Source organism: Terriglobia bacterium (genome assembly GCA_020073185.1).
Lineage (GTDB): Bacteria > Acidobacteriota > Terriglobia > Terriglobales > Acidobacteriaceae > JAIQGF01.
This window is the reverse complement of the sequence record JAIQFT010000036.1, coordinates 1-17,317: the sequence shown is the minus strand read 5'-3', so window position 1 is coordinate 17,317 and position 17,317 is coordinate 1. Positions and strand designations below refer to the sequence as shown.

General features: G+C 61.7%; 14 protein-coding genes. 8 read left to right on the top strand and 6 right to left on the bottom strand.

All coding sequences use genetic code 11. The features are described from left to right. The first annotated feature begins 104 nt into the window (after window positions 1-104). From LAN64_13660 to ybgF, 6 genes are all read left to right on the top strand, one after another. Window positions 105-806: a MotA/TolQ/ExbB proton channel family protein gene (locus LAN64_13660; GenBank protein ID MBZ5568882.1), complete on the top strand. Its 702-nt coding sequence runs from the start codon at window positions 105-107 to the stop codon at window positions 804-806. Beyond that, window positions 806-1,234, top strand: a complete 429-nt coding sequence (locus LAN64_13655; GenBank protein MBZ5568881.1) for a biopolymer transporter ExbD — start codon at window positions 806-808, stop codon at window positions 1,232-1,234. The genes LAN64_13660 and LAN64_13655 overlap by 1 nt, the downstream gene beginning before the upstream one ends. Continuing rightward, entirely contained in the window at window positions 1,218-2,009 is a 792-nt protein-coding gene (locus LAN64_13650; GenBank protein MBZ5568880.1) for a TonB family protein, read from the top strand. Before LAN64_13655 ends, LAN64_13650 begins: the two co-directional genes overlap by 17 nt. Before the next feature lie 57 nt (window positions 2,010-2,066). Then, window positions 2,067-3,398: a Tol-Pal system beta propeller repeat protein TolB gene (gene tolB / locus LAN64_13645; GenBank protein ID MBZ5568879.1), complete on the top strand. Its 1,332-nt coding sequence runs from the start codon at window positions 2,067-2,069 to the stop codon at window positions 3,396-3,398. A gap of 198 nt (window positions 3,399-3,596) precedes the next feature. After that, a complete protein-coding gene (pal, locus tag LAN64_13640) occupies window positions 3,597-4,313 on the top strand; it encodes a peptidoglycan-associated lipoprotein Pal (GenBank protein MBZ5568878.1) in 717 nt (238 codons plus the stop codon). A gap of 182 nt (window positions 4,314-4,495) precedes the next feature. Beyond that, complete coding sequence (ybgF, locus tag LAN64_13635; protein MBZ5568877.1) at window positions 4,496-5,347, top strand: tol-pal system protein YbgF; 852 nt, start codon at window positions 4,496-4,498, stop codon at window positions 5,345-5,347. A gap of 68 nt (window positions 5,348-5,415) precedes the next feature. Here ybgF and LAN64_13630 read toward each other — a convergent pair whose 3' ends face one another. Beyond that, a complete protein-coding gene (locus LAN64_13630; protein ID MBZ5568876.1) occupies window positions 5,416-5,727 on the bottom strand; it encodes a hypothetical protein in 312 nt (103 codons plus the stop codon). Window positions 5,728-5,940: 213 nt separating this feature from the next. Here LAN64_13630 and LAN64_13625 point away from each other — a divergent pair, with 213 nt between their 5' ends. Next, window positions 5,941-7,860, top strand: coding sequence for a PAS domain S-box protein (locus tag LAN64_13625; protein ID MBZ5568875.1), 1,920 nt, complete (start codon window positions 5,941-5,943; stop codon window positions 7,858-7,860). 220 nt (window positions 7,861-8,080) lie between these two features. After that, window positions 8,081-8,773 carry a Crp/Fnr family transcriptional regulator gene (locus LAN64_13620; protein MBZ5568874.1) on the top strand — a complete coding sequence of 231 codons (693 nt, stop codon included), beginning with the start codon at window positions 8,081-8,083 and terminating at the stop codon, window positions 8,771-8,773. 26 nt (window positions 8,774-8,799) lie between these two features. Here LAN64_13620 and LAN64_13615 read toward each other — a convergent pair whose 3' ends face one another. The 5 genes from LAN64_13615 to LAN64_13595 form a co-directional block, all read right to left on the bottom strand. Further along, window positions 8,800-9,846, bottom strand: coding sequence for a 2-oxoacid:ferredoxin oxidoreductase subunit beta (locus LAN64_13615; protein MBZ5568873.1), 1,047 nt, complete (start codon window positions 9,844-9,846; stop codon window positions 8,800-8,802). Then, window positions 9,847-11,685, bottom strand: a complete 1,839-nt coding sequence (locus LAN64_13610) for a 2-oxoacid:acceptor oxidoreductase subunit alpha (protein ID MBZ5568872.1) — start codon at window positions 11,683-11,685, stop codon at window positions 9,847-9,849. It lies immediately after the preceding gene. Between the two features lie 167 nt (window positions 11,686-11,852). Beyond that, window positions 11,853-12,806, bottom strand: a complete 954-nt coding sequence (locus LAN64_13605; GenBank protein ID MBZ5568871.1) for an acetyl-CoA carboxylase carboxyltransferase subunit alpha — start codon at window positions 12,804-12,806, stop codon at window positions 11,853-11,855. 37 nt (window positions 12,807-12,843) lie between these two features. Then, window positions 12,844-16,323, bottom strand: coding sequence for a DNA polymerase III subunit alpha (gene dnaE, locus LAN64_13600; GenBank protein MBZ5568870.1), 3,480 nt, complete (start codon window positions 16,321-16,323; stop codon window positions 12,844-12,846). A gap of 385 nt (window positions 16,324-16,708) precedes the next feature. Beyond that, window positions 16,709-17,083: a hypothetical protein gene (locus LAN64_13595; GenBank protein MBZ5568869.1), complete on the bottom strand. Its 375-nt coding sequence runs from the start codon at window positions 17,081-17,083 to the stop codon at window positions 16,709-16,711. Window positions 17,084-17,317: the final 234 nt, after the last annotated feature.

Sequence of the window (17,317 nt, the reverse complement as noted above, 5' to 3'; positions counted from 1 at the left end):
AGACGCGCGCCTGGCTTGTAAAGGACTCAGAACCGACAACTCAAGACTCACAACTCGGTGATCTATAATTGCATCTTGCTCTGGTGAAGCTTCTCTAAAAAGTGATGGCCATACTCCCCCTCTCGTTTGTCATCGGTGGTGAGATCGCGAACATGATTTGGCAGACCGGCCCGGTCGCCAAGGCGGTTCTCCTCATTTTGCTGTTTTTCAGCATTCTTTCCTGGTCGATCATCCTCGCGCGCTGGAACCTGCTGCGCCGCGCGCGGGTGCAGAGCGGACGCTTCCTGCGCGCTTTCCGCCGCGCGCAGCGCTTCCAGGACATTGCCGCGGTGGCCGAGCAATTCAGGCCCAGCCCGTTGGTGGCTGTGTTCGAAGGCGGATTTGAGGAATTCAAGCGCTCGCGCAGCGCGGCGGCAACGCAGCGCGCCATGCAGATTGCGGCTTCGGAGGAATTGACGCGCCTGGAGCGACGGCTGCCGTGGCTGGCGATCACCGCCGCCGCAACCCCGTTCATCGGCTTGTTCGGAACCGTGTGGGGCATCATTGATGCCTTCCACGGGCTCGGCACAGCCGGCGCCGCAACCCTGCGAGCGGTAGCGCCCGGCATTTCCGAAGCGCTGATTACCACCGCCGCCGGTCTGTTTGCCGCCATCCCGGCCGTCATCGCCTACAACGTGTTCGGCAGCGCCATCCGCGAGTTCGGCTCGCGCATGGATGATTTCTCGCTGGAAATGCTCAACGCCGTGGAGCGCGCCGGCGCCGAGGCACCGCGCCGCGCCGCCGCCCCCGAGCCGGAGTTGCGGTAATGGCTTTCACCGATTCCAACGGCCGCACGCGCTCCGCGCTGGCCGACATCAATATCACGCCGCTGGTGGACGTGGTTCTGGTGCTGCTGATCATCTTCATGCTCACCGCGCCCATCCTCCAGTCGGGCATCGAGGTGGACGTTCCGAAGACCAAGACGGTGAAAGAAATCACCGAAGAGCGCGTGGTAATCAGCATTGACCGGCAGCAGCGAGTTTTTCTCGGCAACGACCCGATCAACGTGAACCAGATTCCGGACGCGCTGCGTCGAAAGGTGCGCGATCCGCAACGGCAATCGATTTTTCTGCGCGCCGACGAGAATGTTCCCTTCGGCGCCTTCGCCACGGTGATGGATGCGGTCAAACAGGCAGGCATCACCAACGTCAGCATCGTCACCCAACCGTTGAAAGCGAATGGCAGCAACCGCTGACATCTTTACCGAACGCGAGGAGTGGCGACGGCCGCTGGGCTGGTCGGCGGCGCTGCATGGCTTGCTGTTCTGCGCCATTCTGCTTTACGGCGCGATCTTCGGCCGCTTCAGCGGCGAATCGTGGGGCGGCAGCGGTGCGGGTGGCGGAGCGATGAGCGTGACGATGGTCAGCACAATTCCCTTGCCGCACACCGCGCCCCAGTCGCAGAACATCCTGGCCAACGAGTCCAAGGGTTTGTCGCAATCGCTGCCCAAGGCCAAGGAAGAGCCGACGCCGGAGGCCATCCCGATCCCCGAGAAAAGCGCGAGGCGCCGTGTCGAACCCAAGCCGCGCACTTCCACCCAACAAAAACCGCGACCGGTGGAAGAGGCCAGCAATGTCGTGCCCTTCGGACAGGGCGGTCCGGTCAGCGGACCGTACGGCGTGTTCAGCACACCCAACGCGAAGGGCGGTTTCGGGTTCACCGGCGGCGGCGGCGATTTCGGTTCGCGCTTTGCCTGGTACGTCCGCGTGGTGCAACAAAAGATCTCGGAGAACTGGCTGAAATACGAGATCGACCCGAATATTCAGGACGCTCGCCGCGTTTACATCACCTTCGAGATCACGCGCGCCGGACAACCGGTGAACGTGCAGATCGAGCAATCCAGCGGCGTCCCGTCGCTGGACCAGTCGGCGGTGCGCGCCTTGCAGCGCATCGATTCCTTTGGCCCTTTGCCCAATGAGTACGCCGGCAACCGCGTCTCGGTGGAATTCTGGTTCGATTACCGGCGCTGATTGCGGCAACGCGCCGGTCAGCCGGCCAGTAAGTCGGATTACGATATGTTCATTGACATGATCAAGCGATCCGCATTCGCATTGGTGGCCGTGCTGCTGCTGGCTGGCTCGGCCCTCGCCCAGCAGGACTGGATTCGCACCGGCACCGGTCTGGGCGTCGAGAAGGTCCGCCTCGCCGTGCCCGATTTCAAGCAGGCCTCGGCCGATCCCACCAGCGAAGCACTGCTGAAGGTCTTCGACGACACCCTGTGGAACGACCTCAGCCAAGCCGGCATCTTCGACGTGGTTTCGAAAAGCTTCTACCCGCTGCAGGTGCCGGGTGCGCCCGACGAGGTCAAACTGGATGCCTGGGCCAATCCCCCGGCGAACGCCGGGATGCTTGCCTTTGGCAACCTGAGCGCCTCCGCCGGCGACGTGCTCGTGCAGGGCTGGCTCTACGACGTCAAGAACACGCAATCCCCGCAAGTGCTGGGCAAGCAATACCGCGAGAAAGCCACGCCGGAGAACGCGCGCCTCATCGCGCACCGCTTTGCCGACGAGATCATCTTTCGCCTGGGCGGCGGAATCCAGGGCATCGCGGAAAGCAAAATTGCTTTCGTCAGCGCGCGCAGCGGGCACAAGGAAATCTGGGTGATGGATTACGACGGCGCCAACCAGCGCCCGCTTACCCATCTGGGCTCGATCGCGCTGTCGCCACGCTTCTCGCCCGACAGTTCGCGCGTCGCCTTTAGCGCCATGACCGGTGGCGGGTGGAACATCGCCATGTACTCGCTTGACCTCGGGCGCATGGTGAGCTTTCCGCATTTCGGCGGCACCAACCTGTCGCCGGCGTGGTCGCCGGAAGGCAAGCAGATCGCGTTTTCCACCTCGCGCACCGGCGATCCGGAAATATTCATCTGCGACAGCGACGGCTCCCACCTGCGGCGGGTCACGGCCTATCATGGTCCCGACGTCGCGCCGGTGTGGAACCCGAAGACCGGAGCGCAGATCGCCTGGGTCAGCGGGCGCACCGGGTTGCCGCAGATTTATATGATGGAGTCGGACGGCACCAACCCGCAGCGCATGACCGACCAGGGTTACGCGGTCTCGCCGTCGTGGTCGCCGAACGGCCAGTTTCTCGCCTTTGCCTGGATCCGGCACTACGGGCCCGGGATGCCGGGGGCGCAGGACATCTACGTGATGGACATCGCCAGCAAGCAGATCGTGCAGTTGACGCACGAGGGCGGACGCAACGATTTTCCCTCGTGGTCGCCCGACGGGAGGCACATCGTGTTTCAGTCCAACCGCGGCGGCCGCGATGAGATCTGGACCATGCTGGCCGACGGGGCGCAGCAACACCAGTTGACCAGCTCCGGACACAACACGCAGCCGAACTGGAGTTGGAAATAGAGTTTCAACAGCGGGCAAGGAACGCATCACAGCGCTATGTGCTAAAGCCGTTGCCAGCGCAATCAATTTCGGGCCTTCCGGGTGTACATTGTTGGGTTCGAGACAGGACGCCGGGCGCATCTGGGTGTCTTCCGGCGCCACACTTTAACCGCGGTTTCGCTTGCGTTTGATGGGAGGAGAGAAGTGAAGCACGACAGGATGAAGTGGACTATTCTCATCGTACTGTTGGCCAGTGTGCTGACTCTGGGCGGATGCAAGAAGAAGGTCGCGCCGCCGCCGCCACCACCGCCGCCGTCCCCGCCACCGGCGCCCACCGCATCGCTGAGCGCCAGCCCCGATACAATTCAGCCCGGCCAGTCCGCCACGCTGACCTGGCAGACGCAAAACGCCACCGACGTAACCCTCGACGGCAGCAAGGTAGACGCGAACGGCTCGCACACGGTATCGCCGGCGCAGTCCACCACCTACCGGCTGAGCGCCAAGGGGGCGGGCGGAACGCAGGAAGCTACGGCGCGGGTCACGGTCACGCCGGCGCCTCCGCCGCCGCCGCAGCCCAGCGCAACCGAGGAGGAGATGTTCAACCGCAACATCAAGGACATCTTCTTCGACTATGACAAGTACGACATCCGCGCGGACCAGCAATCGTCGTTGCAGGGCGATGCGCAGTGGTTGTCGCAGCATCCCAACGTGCGGTTCACCATCGAAGGACACTGCGACGAGCGCGGCTCGACCGAGTACAACCTGGCCCTGGGCGACAACCGCGCCAACGCCGTGAGGAACGCGCTGGTCCAGGCCGGCGTCGGTGCCGACCGGATGAACACCATCAGCTACGGCAAAGAGAAGCCGTTCTGTACCGAGTCGAACGAGCAGTGCTGGCAGCAGAACCGCCGCGGCCACTTCGTGTATAAGAAGTAGCCAAGGGCAACGGTCTTGTGGCACTGGTTTCTTGTCCGTGATTGTCAGCATCGCGGGCACGGGCATTGGCTCGTGTCCGCGGTCCATCTGGAAGCGGCAACCGAGCGGGGTCTCACCGCCTGCTAAGGACCATCGACCGCTTTTTTGCATCGAACAGAGCAGCGCAACTCGAGCAGCTTTTTATGAAAACTTTGAAACTCTTGCTTCCGCTAGCGCTTTTGGCCGCCGCAACGCCCGCCTTCCCGGTCGCCAAGGAGATTATCCAGCTCCAGACGCAGGTGCAGGCGCTGCAGGACCAGATGTCGCGCATGCAACAGTCCTTTGACGAGCGCATGGGCGTAATGCGCAACCTGATCGAGTCCACCACCGACAAGATGAACCAGATTAACGCCTCGCTGGCCGAGCTGCAGCGCACCATCAAGCAGCAACAGGCCGAAGGCGGCACGCGTACCGACCAGGTTTCGGGACAAATCCAGGCGCTCAATGACTCCGTGGATGAGCTCAAGGCACGCATCGGCAAGATCGGCAACCAGCTCGATGCCATGCAGAACGCGCAGACCACGCTGCCACCGGGCGCGACACCCGGGCAACCCGGCGGAACCCAGCAGCAGGCGCCTCCGCCCGAAGTGCTCTACAACAACGCGCTGCGCGACTACAACGCGGCCAAGTACGATCTGGCCTCGCAGGAATTCGCCGATTACCTGAAGTACTACCCGAACACCGATCTGGCGGGGAACGCGCAGTACTATCTCGCCGACCTCGAATACCGTCAGGGCAATTACGAGCAGGCGGCGAGAGACTACGACAAAGTCCTGGAGCAATATCCGAGCGGCAACAAGGCGCCGGCGGCGCAGCTGAAAAAAGGATTCGCGCTGTTGGAGCTGGGACGGCGCACCGACGGCATCCGCGAATTGAACAGCCTGATTCAGCGCTATCCGCGGTCCCTGGAAGCCGACCAGGCGCGCAAGCGGCTGGCCTCGCTGGGCGCGCGCCCCAGCGGCACGCGTCCTGCCCGCAAACCGAGTGGGGAATGAGTTGTCGGTCGTGAGTTCTGAGTTGGGAGTTACTGGTTTGTGCTCACCACGCAGAACTCACAACGGCCTCACTCCAGGTCCAAGCTCCGCAAACAATAACGGATCTCCTGCGCCATCTCGAGGACGCGCATGCCTTCCTTGACCATCAGCTTGCAGGCGATGGCGGGGTGCGGCTGTGTGCCCTCGCCCAGGTCGTACACGATGCGGCAGTACTGGCAGTCTTCGTTCCAGCAAAACCGGCCATAGGAGATCCCTTCGGGGACGAGATACTGCATGGCGCGCAACATCATGTTGCCCTCGGGAACGTCAAATTCCCTGCCCATGATCGTGATCTTGACCAGTTTTTCGTAAGGCCGGAACAGCGGACCGGGACTGCTCATGGGCGCATTGTACGGACCTGAGCGCGGTCTACGACACGGGAAAAAGCGTCGAGGAATTGGACAAGGCTGAAAACACCGAGCGGAAGGAAGTCGGACAGGCGAGCGGGCGAGCCGCAATCGAACCAGCCTTGACGGCGGTGTTATTCTTGACCACCAGGTCCACAATTCGCCAGTCTGATCGCCAGCGCAGCAAACCGCTGCGGCAAAGGGCTTATGAATCCACTCTCCTTCATCGTCGAGGCCGATTTCGCAGCGTTTGTGGACGCCATACCGGACGCGGTCGCGATCGTTGACGAGCGCGGGCGGATCGTGCTGGTCAATAAGCAAACCGAGAAGTTGTTCGGGTATGCCGCGACGGAATTGACGGGGCAGCCGATTGAGATTCTGATTCCCGAGCGCTTCCGGCAAAACCATCCCCATCACCGGAAATCGTTCGAGCAAAATCCGCGGGCCAGGCCCATGGGCACGGGACTTGATTTGTGCGGACTGAGGAAGAACCGCAGCGAGTTCCCGGTCGAGATCAGCCTAAGTCCGTTGAAGACGCGCGCCAATTCCATGGTGATCGCGGCGATTCGAGACGTGACCGAACGCAAAGAGCGCGAGGAAGCGTTGTGGAAGCTGAACCGGCGACTGGAGGCGGAAAAAGCCTATCGCTCGCTGGTGGAGCACGCCCCGTACGGCATTTACCGGGCAGGAGTGGAAGACGATAACTTCCTGGCGGTGAATCCGGCGCTGATGCAAATGCTGGGTTATGAACATGAACACGAACTGCTGCGCCTGAGCATTGGCAGCGACGTGTATCGCGATCCCGCCGATCGCGTCGCCCACCTGGAGATGAGCCGCAAGCAACGGCACTTCCAAGGCGTGGAAGTCGAGTGGAAGCGGAAGGACGGCAGCCCGCTTTACGTGCGGCTGTCCGGCCGGCGCGGCAGCGAGGAATCCGGCCCGGAGTACCTGGATGTGGTGGCGGAAGACGTCACGCAGCGGCGTAAGCTCGAAGAACAGTTCCAGAAAGCGCAACGACTGGAAGCGATCGCCAGGCTGGCGGGGGGCGTTGCCCACGACTTCAACAACCTGCTGGGCGTGATCACCGGCTACGCTTTCATGTTGCTCAATGAAGTCCCCGCGGGTCCCATGCGGGACAGGATCGACGGCATCCTGCAGGCAGCCGGCAGCGCGGCGACGCTGACTCGCGATTTGTTGGCGGTCAGCCGCAGCCAGGTGCTGCAACCAACGGTCCTGGACTTGAACACGGTGGTGAAAGACACCGAGAAAATCCTGTTGCGTGTCATTAGCGAAGACATACGCCTGCGCAACCAACTGGAAGCCCAGTTGGGACGCGTCAAGCTGGATCGCACGCAGATCGAGCAAGTCCTGCTGAACCTGGTCATCAACGCGCGCGACGCCATGCCTGCCGGCGGCGAGATACGCATCCAGACCGCCAATGCCCACCTGGACGAAAGCTACAGCAATGCCCATGCCGGAGTGCAGGCGGGAGACTACGTGGTGCTCGAGGTGGTGGATAGCGGCAAAGGGATGGACCGGGCCACGCAGGCGCGTGTGTTCGAGCCGTTCTTTACGACCAAGTCTCCGGACAAGGGAACCGGCCTTGGCTTGGCCAGCGTCTACGGCATCGTCCACCAGAGTGGCGGCCACATCTGGCTGTACAGCGAGCCTGGAATCGGCACGACCTTCAAGATCTATTTCCCGCGGGTTTACGATCGCGCCGAAGCCGCCGCCGCGCGGCGTCCCCCCGCCACGTTTCGCGGAACCGAAACCGTTCTGCTGGTCGAGGACCACGCCCTGCTGCGCAAAGTCACAACCGAGATGATCCGCGACATGGGCTACTCGGTGCTGGTGGCCGACGGGCCGGAGGCCGCCCTGGAAATCGCACGCGACCGCGAAATCCATCTGCTGGTGACCGACGTGGTCATGCCGGACATGAATGGGCTGACGTTGAGAGACAGGATCGTAGCGATGCGCCCGCAAATCAGGACGCTGCTGATGTCGGGATATTCGGGAGACGTGATCTCGCAATATGGCGATATCGGCGTCGGGACCGGGCTGCTGGCCAAACCTTTCACCGCCGAATCCTTGGGCGCGCAGATGAGGTCCCTGCTGGACCTGAAATAGGCAAGGCATTCGACCAGCGCTTGAGATCACACATAGCTGTGCGAAATAACCCACCTCGATGTGACATAGTGCCCGGCTAGGATTCCCAGCCGGTCGCAACAGCGGAGGCTGGTTGGCGTAAGTGTCTTATTTTGTTGGTCGCAGGCGCGCTTCTCCGACTGTGTTTAGGAGTGGCGAAGGATGGCCCCGCAGTTGCACTTCTCTTCTGCGAGGTGAGGACATGGCGACTGCAACCGTAAACAAGACGACGATACTGAGCGAGATCTTCCACGACATGCCTCCGGCATTGATCAAAGAGCTTGAAAGACTGGAGTTCACGACCAGCTATCCGAGCGACGCTGTTCTGTTCGTTGAAGGGCAGACGCCCCGCGGAGTCTTCATGGTGCTGCGCGGACGGGTGAAGCTTTCGGTGTGCTCACGCGATGGAAAGACACTGATTCTGCGGATTGCCAAGGCAGGTGAAGTGCTGGGCATCAGCGCCTCGGTTTCGTCGCACGCGTATGAAGCGACGGCGGAAACGTTGGAGGCCTCGGAGATCAGCTTTGTGAAGCGAGCGGACATATTGCGGCTCATGCATGAGCACAACCACTTGGCGCTGTGGCTGGCGGAGAACTTGAGCCACGAATACAGCTTCACTTGCCGCGAGGTACGCAACCTGATGCTGGCCGAGTCAGCCAGCGGAAGGCTGGCGCGCTTCCTGGTGGAGAGTCTCGACAAGAACGGCACACCGCAACAACCCGGCTGCATGAAACTGGGTCTGACGCACGAGGAGATGGCGCAGATGATCGGATCCTCGCGGGAAACGGTCACGCGCACGCTGGCGGCATTCAAGAAGCGGCACCTGGTGGAACAGAACGGCGCCACCTTCATCATTCGCGATCGCATGGCGCTGGAATCCATGGTCCCGGCCTGACGTCGGAACCATGGGCTGCTGCTTCCCTACCGCAGCTCCTCCATGCACTCTTCCAGCACCTGGCGCGAGGGACGGACCGCCGATTCCGGCAAGGTAGCCAGCGGATCGTCGGCGATATTGAGCAATTCCAGGAAGGTGGGCGCTTTCGGGTTCAAATAGAAGACGCCGGTAAGCACCTCGCCCTTGTCGTGGGCCTCGGCGAGCCGCTTGAGGGCTTCCGCCTTGTTGGTGGGATCGTATTCTTCCTCAATCTTGCGCATGCGCAAACGCGATCCGTCGTGCATCGTCACGTCCACCATTGTCCCGGCATCGTACTCCACGTTGATGTCCTCGAACGCGGGCACGAAGCTGACTTCCTGCAACGGCTCGTCATGGTCCTTGGTGAACTTGTACGACTTGGTCGAACCCTCGTGGTCGTTGAAGGTCACGCACGGCGAAATCACGTCGAGCATGGCGGTGCCGTTGTGCGCAATGGCCGCCTTCAGCATGGCGAGCAGTTGCTTTTTGTCGCCGGAGAACGAGCGGCCGACGTAGGTGGCGCCCAGCATGATGGCGAGCGAGCAGGTATCGATCGGCGGCAGGTCATTGATCACGCCTGACTTCAGCTTGGAGCCGAGATCGGCCGTGGCCGAGAACTGGCCCTTGGTGAGGCCGTACACGCCGTTGTCCTCGATGATGTAAATCATGGGCAGGTTGCGGCGCATCAAGTGCACGAACTGCCCGATGCCGATGGAGGCGGTGTCACCGTCGCCGCTGACGCCGAGCGCGATCAGTTTTCGGTTCGCCAGCAAGGCTCCGGTCGTGACCGACGGCATGCGGCCGTGCACCGCGTTGAAGCTGTGCGAGCGGCTCATGAAATAGGCGGGGCTTTTGGAGGAGCAGCCGATGCCGGAGGGCTTGATCACGCGCTCGGGCGGCACGCCCATTTCGTACATGGCGTCAATAATGCGTTCCGAGATGGCGTTATGGCCGCAGCCGGCGCACAGCGTGCTCTTGCCGCCGCGGTAGTCGATCACCGTCAGGCCGATGCGGTTGGTCTTGGGCTGGGGCGTGGAAGTCGGTGTGGTCGCCATTTATCGGCCCTCCTGCGAAATGATCTCGTCGGTGATGGAACGCGCGTCAATGGGCAGGCCGTTGAAATGACGCACGCTGCGCAGCTTGGTGAGATGGGCGACGTTGAGATCGAGCTTGAGCAGCGCCATCATCTGCGCGTCGCGGTTCTGGTCCACTACATAGACGCGGTCGTGCGAGGCGACGAACTCGTGCACGTCGCGGTTGAAGGGGAAGGCCCGAATGCGCAGGTAATCGGCTTCGACGCCGTATTCGTTGCGCAACTGGTCGCGGCTTTCCACCAGCGCCCAGTGCGAAGTGCCGTAGGCGATGATGCCTATCTTCGACCTGCCGTTCTGCACGATTTCCGGCTTGGGAACGTGCGCGCGCGCGGTCTCGAATTTGTGGCTCAGCCGCTCCATGTTGTTGACGTAATCGTCGGGACGCTCGCTGTACTGCGCCTTTTCGTTGTGGCCGCTGCCGCGCGTGAAGTACGCCGCCGCGGGATGGTCGGTGCCGGGGAGCGTGCGATAGCCGATGCCGTCGCCGTCCACGTCCTTGTAGCGCGCGAAACCGCCTAGCCGGTCGAGGTCTTGCTTGCTCAGCACCTTGCCGCGGCGGATCGGTTTTTCGGGATACTGGAACGGCTCCGACATCCAGTTGTTCATCCCGAGATCGAGATCGGAGAGCACGAACACCGGCGTCTGGAATTGCTCCGCCAGATCGAAGGCGTCACCGGCCATGCTGAAGCACTCGTGCACCGAGGCGGGAAACAGAAGGATGTGCTGGGTGTCACCGTGCGACAGGAACGCGGTGGAAAGCACGTCACCCTGCGCGGTACGGGTGGGCATGCCGGTGGAAGGCCCAACGCGCTGGATGTCCCAAACGACCGCCGGCACTTCGACGTAGTAGCCGAGGCCGGTGAACTCGGCCATGAGCGATATGCCGGGACCGGAAGTGGAGGTCATGGAGCGCGCACCGGCCCAGGCCGCGCCCAGCACCATGCCGATGGCGGCGAGTTCGTCTTCCGCCTGCACGATGGCAAAAGTGGCTCTGCCATCTTTGCCGATGCGGTATTGCTTCATGTAATCGATGAGCGTTTCGACAAGCGACGACGAGGGCGTAATCGGGTACCAGGTCACCACCGTCACGCCGGCGAACATGCAGCCCAGCGCGGCCGCCGAGTTGCCGTCAATGATAATTTGGCCGCGCGTCTTGTCCATGCGCTCGATCGTGAAGGGATCCGCCTTGGTCAGCGACGAAGCCGCGTAGTCGTATCCCGCCTTGGCGGCGCCGACGTTGAGGTCGGCGGCCCTAACTTTCCGCCCGAACTGTTTGCGGATGGCTTTCTCCATCTCCACCGGGTCGAGGTTGAGCAACCGCGCCACCACGCCGACGTAGACCATGTTCTTGACCAGCTTGCGCAGCTTGGCTTCCGGGCAGACCGGGGCGACCAGCTTGTCGAACGGGACGGAGTAGAAGGTTAGATCCTGGCGAAGGGAGCGCAGATCCAGCGGCTCGTCGTAGAGCGCCGCAGCCCCTGGCGCGAGCGACATGACATCTTCCTGTGCGGTCTCCGGGTTCATGGCCACCAGGAAATCGATTTCCTTCTTGCGCGCGATGTAACCGTCTTTGCTGGCGCGGATGGTGTACCAGGTCGGCAGCCCGGCGATGTTGGAGGGAAACAGGTTCTTGCCCGAGACCGGGATGCCCATCTGGAAAATGGTGCGCAAGAGCACGGTGTTGGCCGATTGCGACCCGGAACCGTTCACCGTCGCGACCTGGAGCGAGAAGTCGTTGACCACCGGCTTCCGCTCCACGCGGCTGGAGAGTTCGCGGGGACCGATTTCAGTCGTAGCCATGAAAGCTGTCCTTAGAATGAATTCCGAACGATCGCCAAGGGGAGGACTTGCGCGCGGAAATCATGCGGCATCGCCGAGATTTTCAGGACGACCAATCCCCCCACCAACAGAGATGCTGCGGGCCGCCGGTTCGATTCCGGAATATCGTACTACGATGTGAACGCCCGCTACTCGGTGAAGGCCTGCGCGATCCTGCGAAACTTGTCGTAACGCTGCGCCGTCAGCTCCTCGGGCGACTTCGCCTTGAGCTGGGCAAGATTGGCTTGCAGACGCTTATCGAGCATGCGCGCGGCGGCATCCCAATCGTTCTGCGCGCCGCCCGGTGGTTCCGGCACGACTTCGTCGACCAGGCGAAACCGGCTCAGGTCGTCGGCGGTGATCTTCATCGCCGCGGCCGCCAGTTCCCTCTTGGACGCGTCTCGCCACATGATGGAGGCGCAGCCCTCCGGCGAAATGACGGAGTAGATGGCGTTCTCCATCATGAGTACGCGGTCGCCGACGGCGATGGCGAGCGCGCCGCCGCTGCCGCCCTCGCCCGTGATAGTGGTGAGGATGGGTACGCGCAGGCGCGCCATCTCGCGCAGGTTGTGGGCGATGGCTTCCGCCTGCCCGCGCTCTTCGGCGCCCAGCCCGGGATAGGCGCCGGGCGTGTCCACAAGGGTGAAAATCGGCCGGCGGAATTTTTCCGCGAAGCGCATCACACGCAGGGCCTTGCGATAACCCTCGGGATTCGGCATGCCGAAATTGCGGTACACCCGTTGCTTGGCGTCGCGTCCCTTCTGCGTGCCGATGACGGCGACATCCTCGCCGTGAAATTTCGCCATGCCGCACACGATCGCCGGATCGTCGGAAAAGCCGCGGTCGCCGTGCATCTCGCTCCAGTCGGTGAAGATGCGCTCGATGTAGTCGAGCGTATACGGGCGCTGCGGGTGGCGGGCCAGTTCGGTCTTCTGCCACGGACCGAGATGGGAGGTGACCTGCCGGCGCAGGGCCTCGATCTGTTCCTGGAGAGTTTGCAGTTGGCGGCGGGCTTCCTGGTTCTCGCCAGCGGCCTTCTCCAGGTGGCGGACTTGCTGCTCGATATTTTCGAGTTCCTGTTTTGCCTGTTCGGCAGAATCCATCAGGTTTCCGTTATCCCGCGCGCGTCGGCAATTGCGGTTAGTCCACAATGCGGACACTGCCGCGCCCGCATAGCTCCTCTACCCGCGCAATGAATGCCCGGTCCGGTTGCACATTATAGCCCTCCGGCTCCATGATCACCATGAAGTCGTCAGCACGTTCCAGGTCGAACAATATCTTGGCCTCGCCGGGATGCGATGTGCAGTGCGCGTGCAGTACGTCGACGGTCTCGACGGTCGCGGTCTCCAGGGGCACGCGGATGCGGAGGGCGCGCGGCAGCTTGGGCCGGGCCTGCTCCAGCGGCTCGATGTCGCCGACCAGGACTTTGGGATTGGCGCCTTCCTCGACGCGCACGCCGGCCTTCACCAGCACCGGAACCTCGAGCTTCACTTTGTCCGCCAGGCGCCGGTACGCTTCCGGGAATACGATCATGTCCACCGTGCCGAACATGTCTTCCAGCACGCCCTGCGCGTAGAGGTCGCCCTTGCGCGACTTGGCCACGCAGACGTGGGTGATGATGCCGGCGGTGAAAATTTCGTCCTTGCCGGTGCTCTGCTTCATGGCGCAGATTTCCTGGGTGGAGAGCGCGGCGAAATCCTGCAGCTTCGACTCGTACTTTTGCAGCGGATGTCCGGTGATGAAGAAGCCCAGGATTTCCTTTTCGGCGGCGAGGCGCTGGTGCTCGTCCCACTCGGCGCCGTCGAGATACTCGGCCTTCGGCGCTTGCTCCTGCGGCCCGTCGAAGACGCCAAACAGCCCATGCTGGCCGGCGTCCAGGTCGCGCTGCGTCTTCTGGCCGCGCTCCATGGCTCTATCTACGGCGTCGAAGAGTTGCTTGCGGCGGCCCAGGGAATCCATGGCGCCGCTTTTGATGAGCGATTCCAGAACGCGCTTATTCAACAGACGCAGGTCCACGTTTTCGCAGAAGTCGAAGAACGAGCGGAGACGCCCGATTTTCTGGCGGGCGGCGACGATGGATTCGATCGCGTTTTGGCCGACGTTCTTGATGGCCGCCAATCCAAACCGGATTGCCTGCCCGTGGGGGGTGAAGTTGGCGTCGCTGACGTTGATGTCAGGCGGCTCGACGGCAATGCCCATCTCGCGGCACTCGTTGATGTACTTCACGACGTCGTCCGTGCTGCCGGTCACGGAGGTCAGCAGCGCCGCCATGAATTCGACCGCATAATGCGTCTTCAGATAGGCGGTCTGATAGGCGAGCAGAGCGTAGGCGGCGGAGTGCGACTTGTTGAAGCCGTAGCCCGCGAATTGCTCCATCAGTTCGAAAATCTTTTCCACCTTTCGTTGCGGGAAGCCGCGCTCCGTCGCTCCACGCACGAAGCGGTCGCGCTGCTTCGCCATTTCGTCGGGATCTTTCTTGCCCATGGCGCGGCGCAGGATGTCGGCTTCCCCGAGCGAATAGCCGGCGAGGCGGTTGGCAATCTGCATTACCTGTTCCTGGTAGACGATGACGCCGAGCGTCTCGCGCAGGATCGGCTCCAGCTCCGGCAGCTCGTATTCGATTTTCCGGCGGCCCCACTTGCGCTCGATGAAGTCGTCAATCATGCCACCCTGGATGGGGCCGGGGCGGTAGAGTGCGTTCAAGGCGGTGAGATCTTCCACCGTGTTCGGCTTGTAGCGCCGCAGCACATCGCGCATGCCGTGCGATTCAAACTGGAAGACGCCGCTGGTCAGCCCGCCGTGGAATACCTTCTCGTAGGTTGGTTTGTCGTCGAGTGGGATCTTGTTCCAGTCGAGCTCTTCGCCGCGGGTTTGGCGGATGAGCTTGAGCGCGTCGTCAAGAATGGTCAGCGTGGTGAGCCCGAGAAAGTCCATCTTCAGCAGGCCCATCTTTTCGATCGCCTTCATGTCGAAGGCGGTGACGATTTCGTCGTTCTTGGTCTTGTGGAGCGGGACCAGATCGATCAGCGGCTGCGGCGAGATGACCACGCCGGCCGCGTGCACGCCCGCATTGCGCACCAGTCCCTCGAGGCGCTGGGCGGTATCAATCAGCTCCTTGACCTGCGGCTCGCTGTCATACGCCTGCTGCAGTGGAGGCGAGTCCTGGAGCGCCTGCTTAAGGGTGATGTTCAGCGTTGCCGGGACCATCTTGGCGATGCGGTCGACGTCGCTGTAGGGGATCTGCATGGCGCGGCCCACGTCCTTGATCGCAGCCTTCGCCATCAGCGTGCCGAAGGTGATGATCTGCGCCACGTTGTCGCGGCCGTATTTCTCGGTGACGTAATGGATGACCTCGCCGCGCCGGTTCATGCAGAAGTCGACGTCGATATCGGGCATGGACACGCGCTCGGGATTGAGGAAGCGCTCGAACAGCAACTCGTGCTGCAGCGGGTCGAGATCGGTGATCCCCATCGCGTACGACACCAGCGACCCGGCGGCGGAACCGCGTCCCGGGCCGACCGGTATGCCGCGCTCTCGAGCCCAGCGGATGAAGTCCCACACGATCAGGAAATATCCCGAGAATTGCATCTGGCGGATGATTGCGATCTCGCGCGCCAGGCGCTGCTCGTAATCGCCGATCGGGTGCTTGACGCGGCCCTGCCGCCCGGATTCCCGGATCATGCCCAGACGCTGCGCGAATCCTTGGCGCGCGACATGCTCGAAGTAGCTGTCGAGCGTGAACCCAGGGGGAACCTCGAAATGCGGGAACGGGTCGCGGATTTTCTCCAGCTTGAGGTTGCAGCGGGCGGCGATGTCCAGCGTGCGGCGCAGCACTTCCGGCGTGTCGCCGAACATCTGCAGCATCTCGTCGTAGTTCTTAACGTAGAAATGCCGTGTCTGGAATTTCAGCCGGTTGGTGTCCTGAATGTACTTGCCGGTCTGGATGCAGACCATGACATCCTGCGCGTGCCAGTCGTCCTCGCAGAGGTAATGACTGTCGTTGGTAGCGACCAGCGGCAGGTCCAGCTCGCGCGAGAGTTTGTGCAGCGCGGGATTGATAGTTTGTTCCTGCTCGAGGCCCTGGTTCTGGATTTCGACGTAAAAATTCTGCTTACCGAAGATGTCGGCGAACTGCCCCGCGGCTTTTTTCGCGGCGTCGTACTTGCCTTCCATCAGGCGCTCGGCGACCTCGCCCTTCAGGCACCCCGACAATCCGATCAGCCCGCGCGTGTGTTCGGCCAGAAACCGTTTCGAGATGCGCGGCTTGTAATAAAAGCCGTGCAGCGAAGCCTCGCTGGTGATCTTTACCAGGTTGCGGTATCCCTCCTCGTTCTCGGCCAACACGAGCAGATGGTTGTAAGTGTCGCCGTCGGGCGGGGTGCGCTCGATGTTGTGGTCGTCCTTGGTGCAGACGTAGAGCTCGCAGCCGATGATCGGCTTGACGCCCGCCTTGGTCGCGGCGTTGAAAAAATTGAACGCGCCGAAGATGTTGCCGTGGTCGGTCATGGCCACGGCAGGCATGCCGAGCTGCTGGACGCGCGTAACCAGCTTGTCTATGTCGCAGGCGCCATCGAGCAGGGAGTAATCGGTGTGCAGGTGGAGATGAACAAATTCACACATGGGCATACTTCAATTCTATGGGCCTGAACTTTATGTTGGGAAGCACATCCTGGGTGTGGAAAACGATTCGACTGTGGATTTCAGCGCCGACTCACAACCGAGGACTCAGATAATTTCGTCTTCTTCCTATTGCCTTTTTTCGATTTCTTCACCGGCGCACCCGTCGCTTTCGCCGACTCGTCCTCCGGCTTGGAGGCCACGGCGGGTTTCGCCGGTCTGGCGGACGGCTTCCCAAAATCAGAAATCGTTGTCGCTTAGGAACCTGCGGTAAGAACAAATTCCGTCGGCACTAGCGATGTCGCAAGTCCCAGGACTGCAAAAGCCGACCCATCCCCACGCCGACGGACCTTTTGCGTAGGACACTTCGCCAGGATCCGTAGAATCATCACATGTTCTTCAGCGACATAGTTTTCGGATCGTCGAATCTCACGACCTTTCGCGCCTGCGGCTCGATCGACGAAAGCACTGAGACTGCAAACTGCCCATTTTCTGCGGCTCCATGCAACTCAATCGCAATCGATCCGCTAAATGTTGCATCCTTCAATTCGTACTGCCCGCCCGAATACAACAGTGTCACATTCTTGAAAGAGCAGCTCGTACACTTCAGGCCATCCAGAACGAGAATCTTATTCTCGAACGTTACTTCGACTTGCCCCCTTGGAGGTGGCGTGACAACACAACTCTCCGTTGTGATCGGCTGCTGTTGAGCGAACGTTACAATGGCCCCAGCGAGAGCGGCACAAGTAAGAAATCTACGCATATCTTTATCCTCCTGAGCACACTCGACAATTAGTGCTCCTGAAGTGTAATTCGCGAGGTCCTACTCACTCTCCTTTAAAAGCATTTTCGGGCGTGGGCAGCGAGAGTGTCCCGCTTTTAGTTGGAGGTTGAAGAGCGGCGCTCGGGATCATGTTACGCGACCTCCTGCTTAGTCGCAGCTTTTTCTGTTTCTCCTCTTCCTAGGATTGCTCTCAGTTGCCAGATGTCCTTCCAG

Bases quoted from the DNA above. Each gene is read 5' to 3' on its own strand.
- LAN64_13660 (MBZ5568882.1), top strand. From the start codon at position 105: ATGGCCATACTCCCCCTCTCGTTTGTCATCGGTGGTGAGATCGCGAAC.
- tolB (MBZ5568879.1), top strand. From the start codon at position 2,067: ATGATCAAGCGATCCGCATTCGCATTGGTGGCCGTGCTGCTGCTGGCT.
- LAN64_13625 (MBZ5568875.1), top strand. From the start codon at position 5,941: ATGAATCCACTCTCCTTCATCGTCGAGGCCGATTTCGCAGCGTTTGTG.
- ybgF (MBZ5568877.1), top strand. From the start codon at position 4,496: ATGAAAACTTTGAAACTCTTGCTTCCGCTAGCGCTTTTGGCCGCCGCA.
- LAN64_13610 (MBZ5568872.1), bottom strand. From the start codon at position 11,685: ATGGCTACGACTGAAATCGGTCCCCGCGAACTCTCCAGCCGCGTGGAG.
- LAN64_13650 (MBZ5568880.1), top strand. From the start codon at position 1,218: ATGGCAGCAACCGCTGACATCTTTACCGAACGCGAGGAGTGGCGACGG.
- LAN64_13620 (MBZ5568874.1), top strand. From the start codon at position 8,081: ATGGCGACTGCAACCGTAAACAAGACGACGATACTGAGCGAGATCTTC.
- LAN64_13655 (MBZ5568881.1), top strand. From the start codon at position 806: ATGGCTTTCACCGATTCCAACGGCCGCACGCGCTCCGCGCTGGCCGAC.
- LAN64_13630 (MBZ5568876.1), bottom strand. From the start codon at position 5,727: ATGAGCAGTCCCGGTCCGCTGTTCCGGCCTTACGAAAAACTGGTCAAG.
- pal (MBZ5568878.1), top strand. From the start codon at position 3,597: ATGAAGTGGACTATTCTCATCGTACTGTTGGCCAGTGTGCTGACTCTG.
- LAN64_13605 (MBZ5568871.1), bottom strand. From the start codon at position 12,806: ATGGATTCTGCCGAACAGGCAAAACAGGAACTCGAAAATATCGAGCAG.
- LAN64_13595 (MBZ5568869.1), bottom strand. From the start codon at position 17,083: ATGCGTAGATTTCTTACTTGTGCCGCTCTCGCTGGGGCCATTGTAACG.
- LAN64_13615 (MBZ5568873.1), bottom strand. From the start codon at position 9,846: ATGGCGACCACACCGACTTCCACGCCCCAGCCCAAGACCAACCGCATC.
- dnaE (MBZ5568870.1), bottom strand. From the start codon at position 16,323: ATGTGTGAATTTGTTCATCTCCACCTGCACACCGATTACTCCCTGCTC.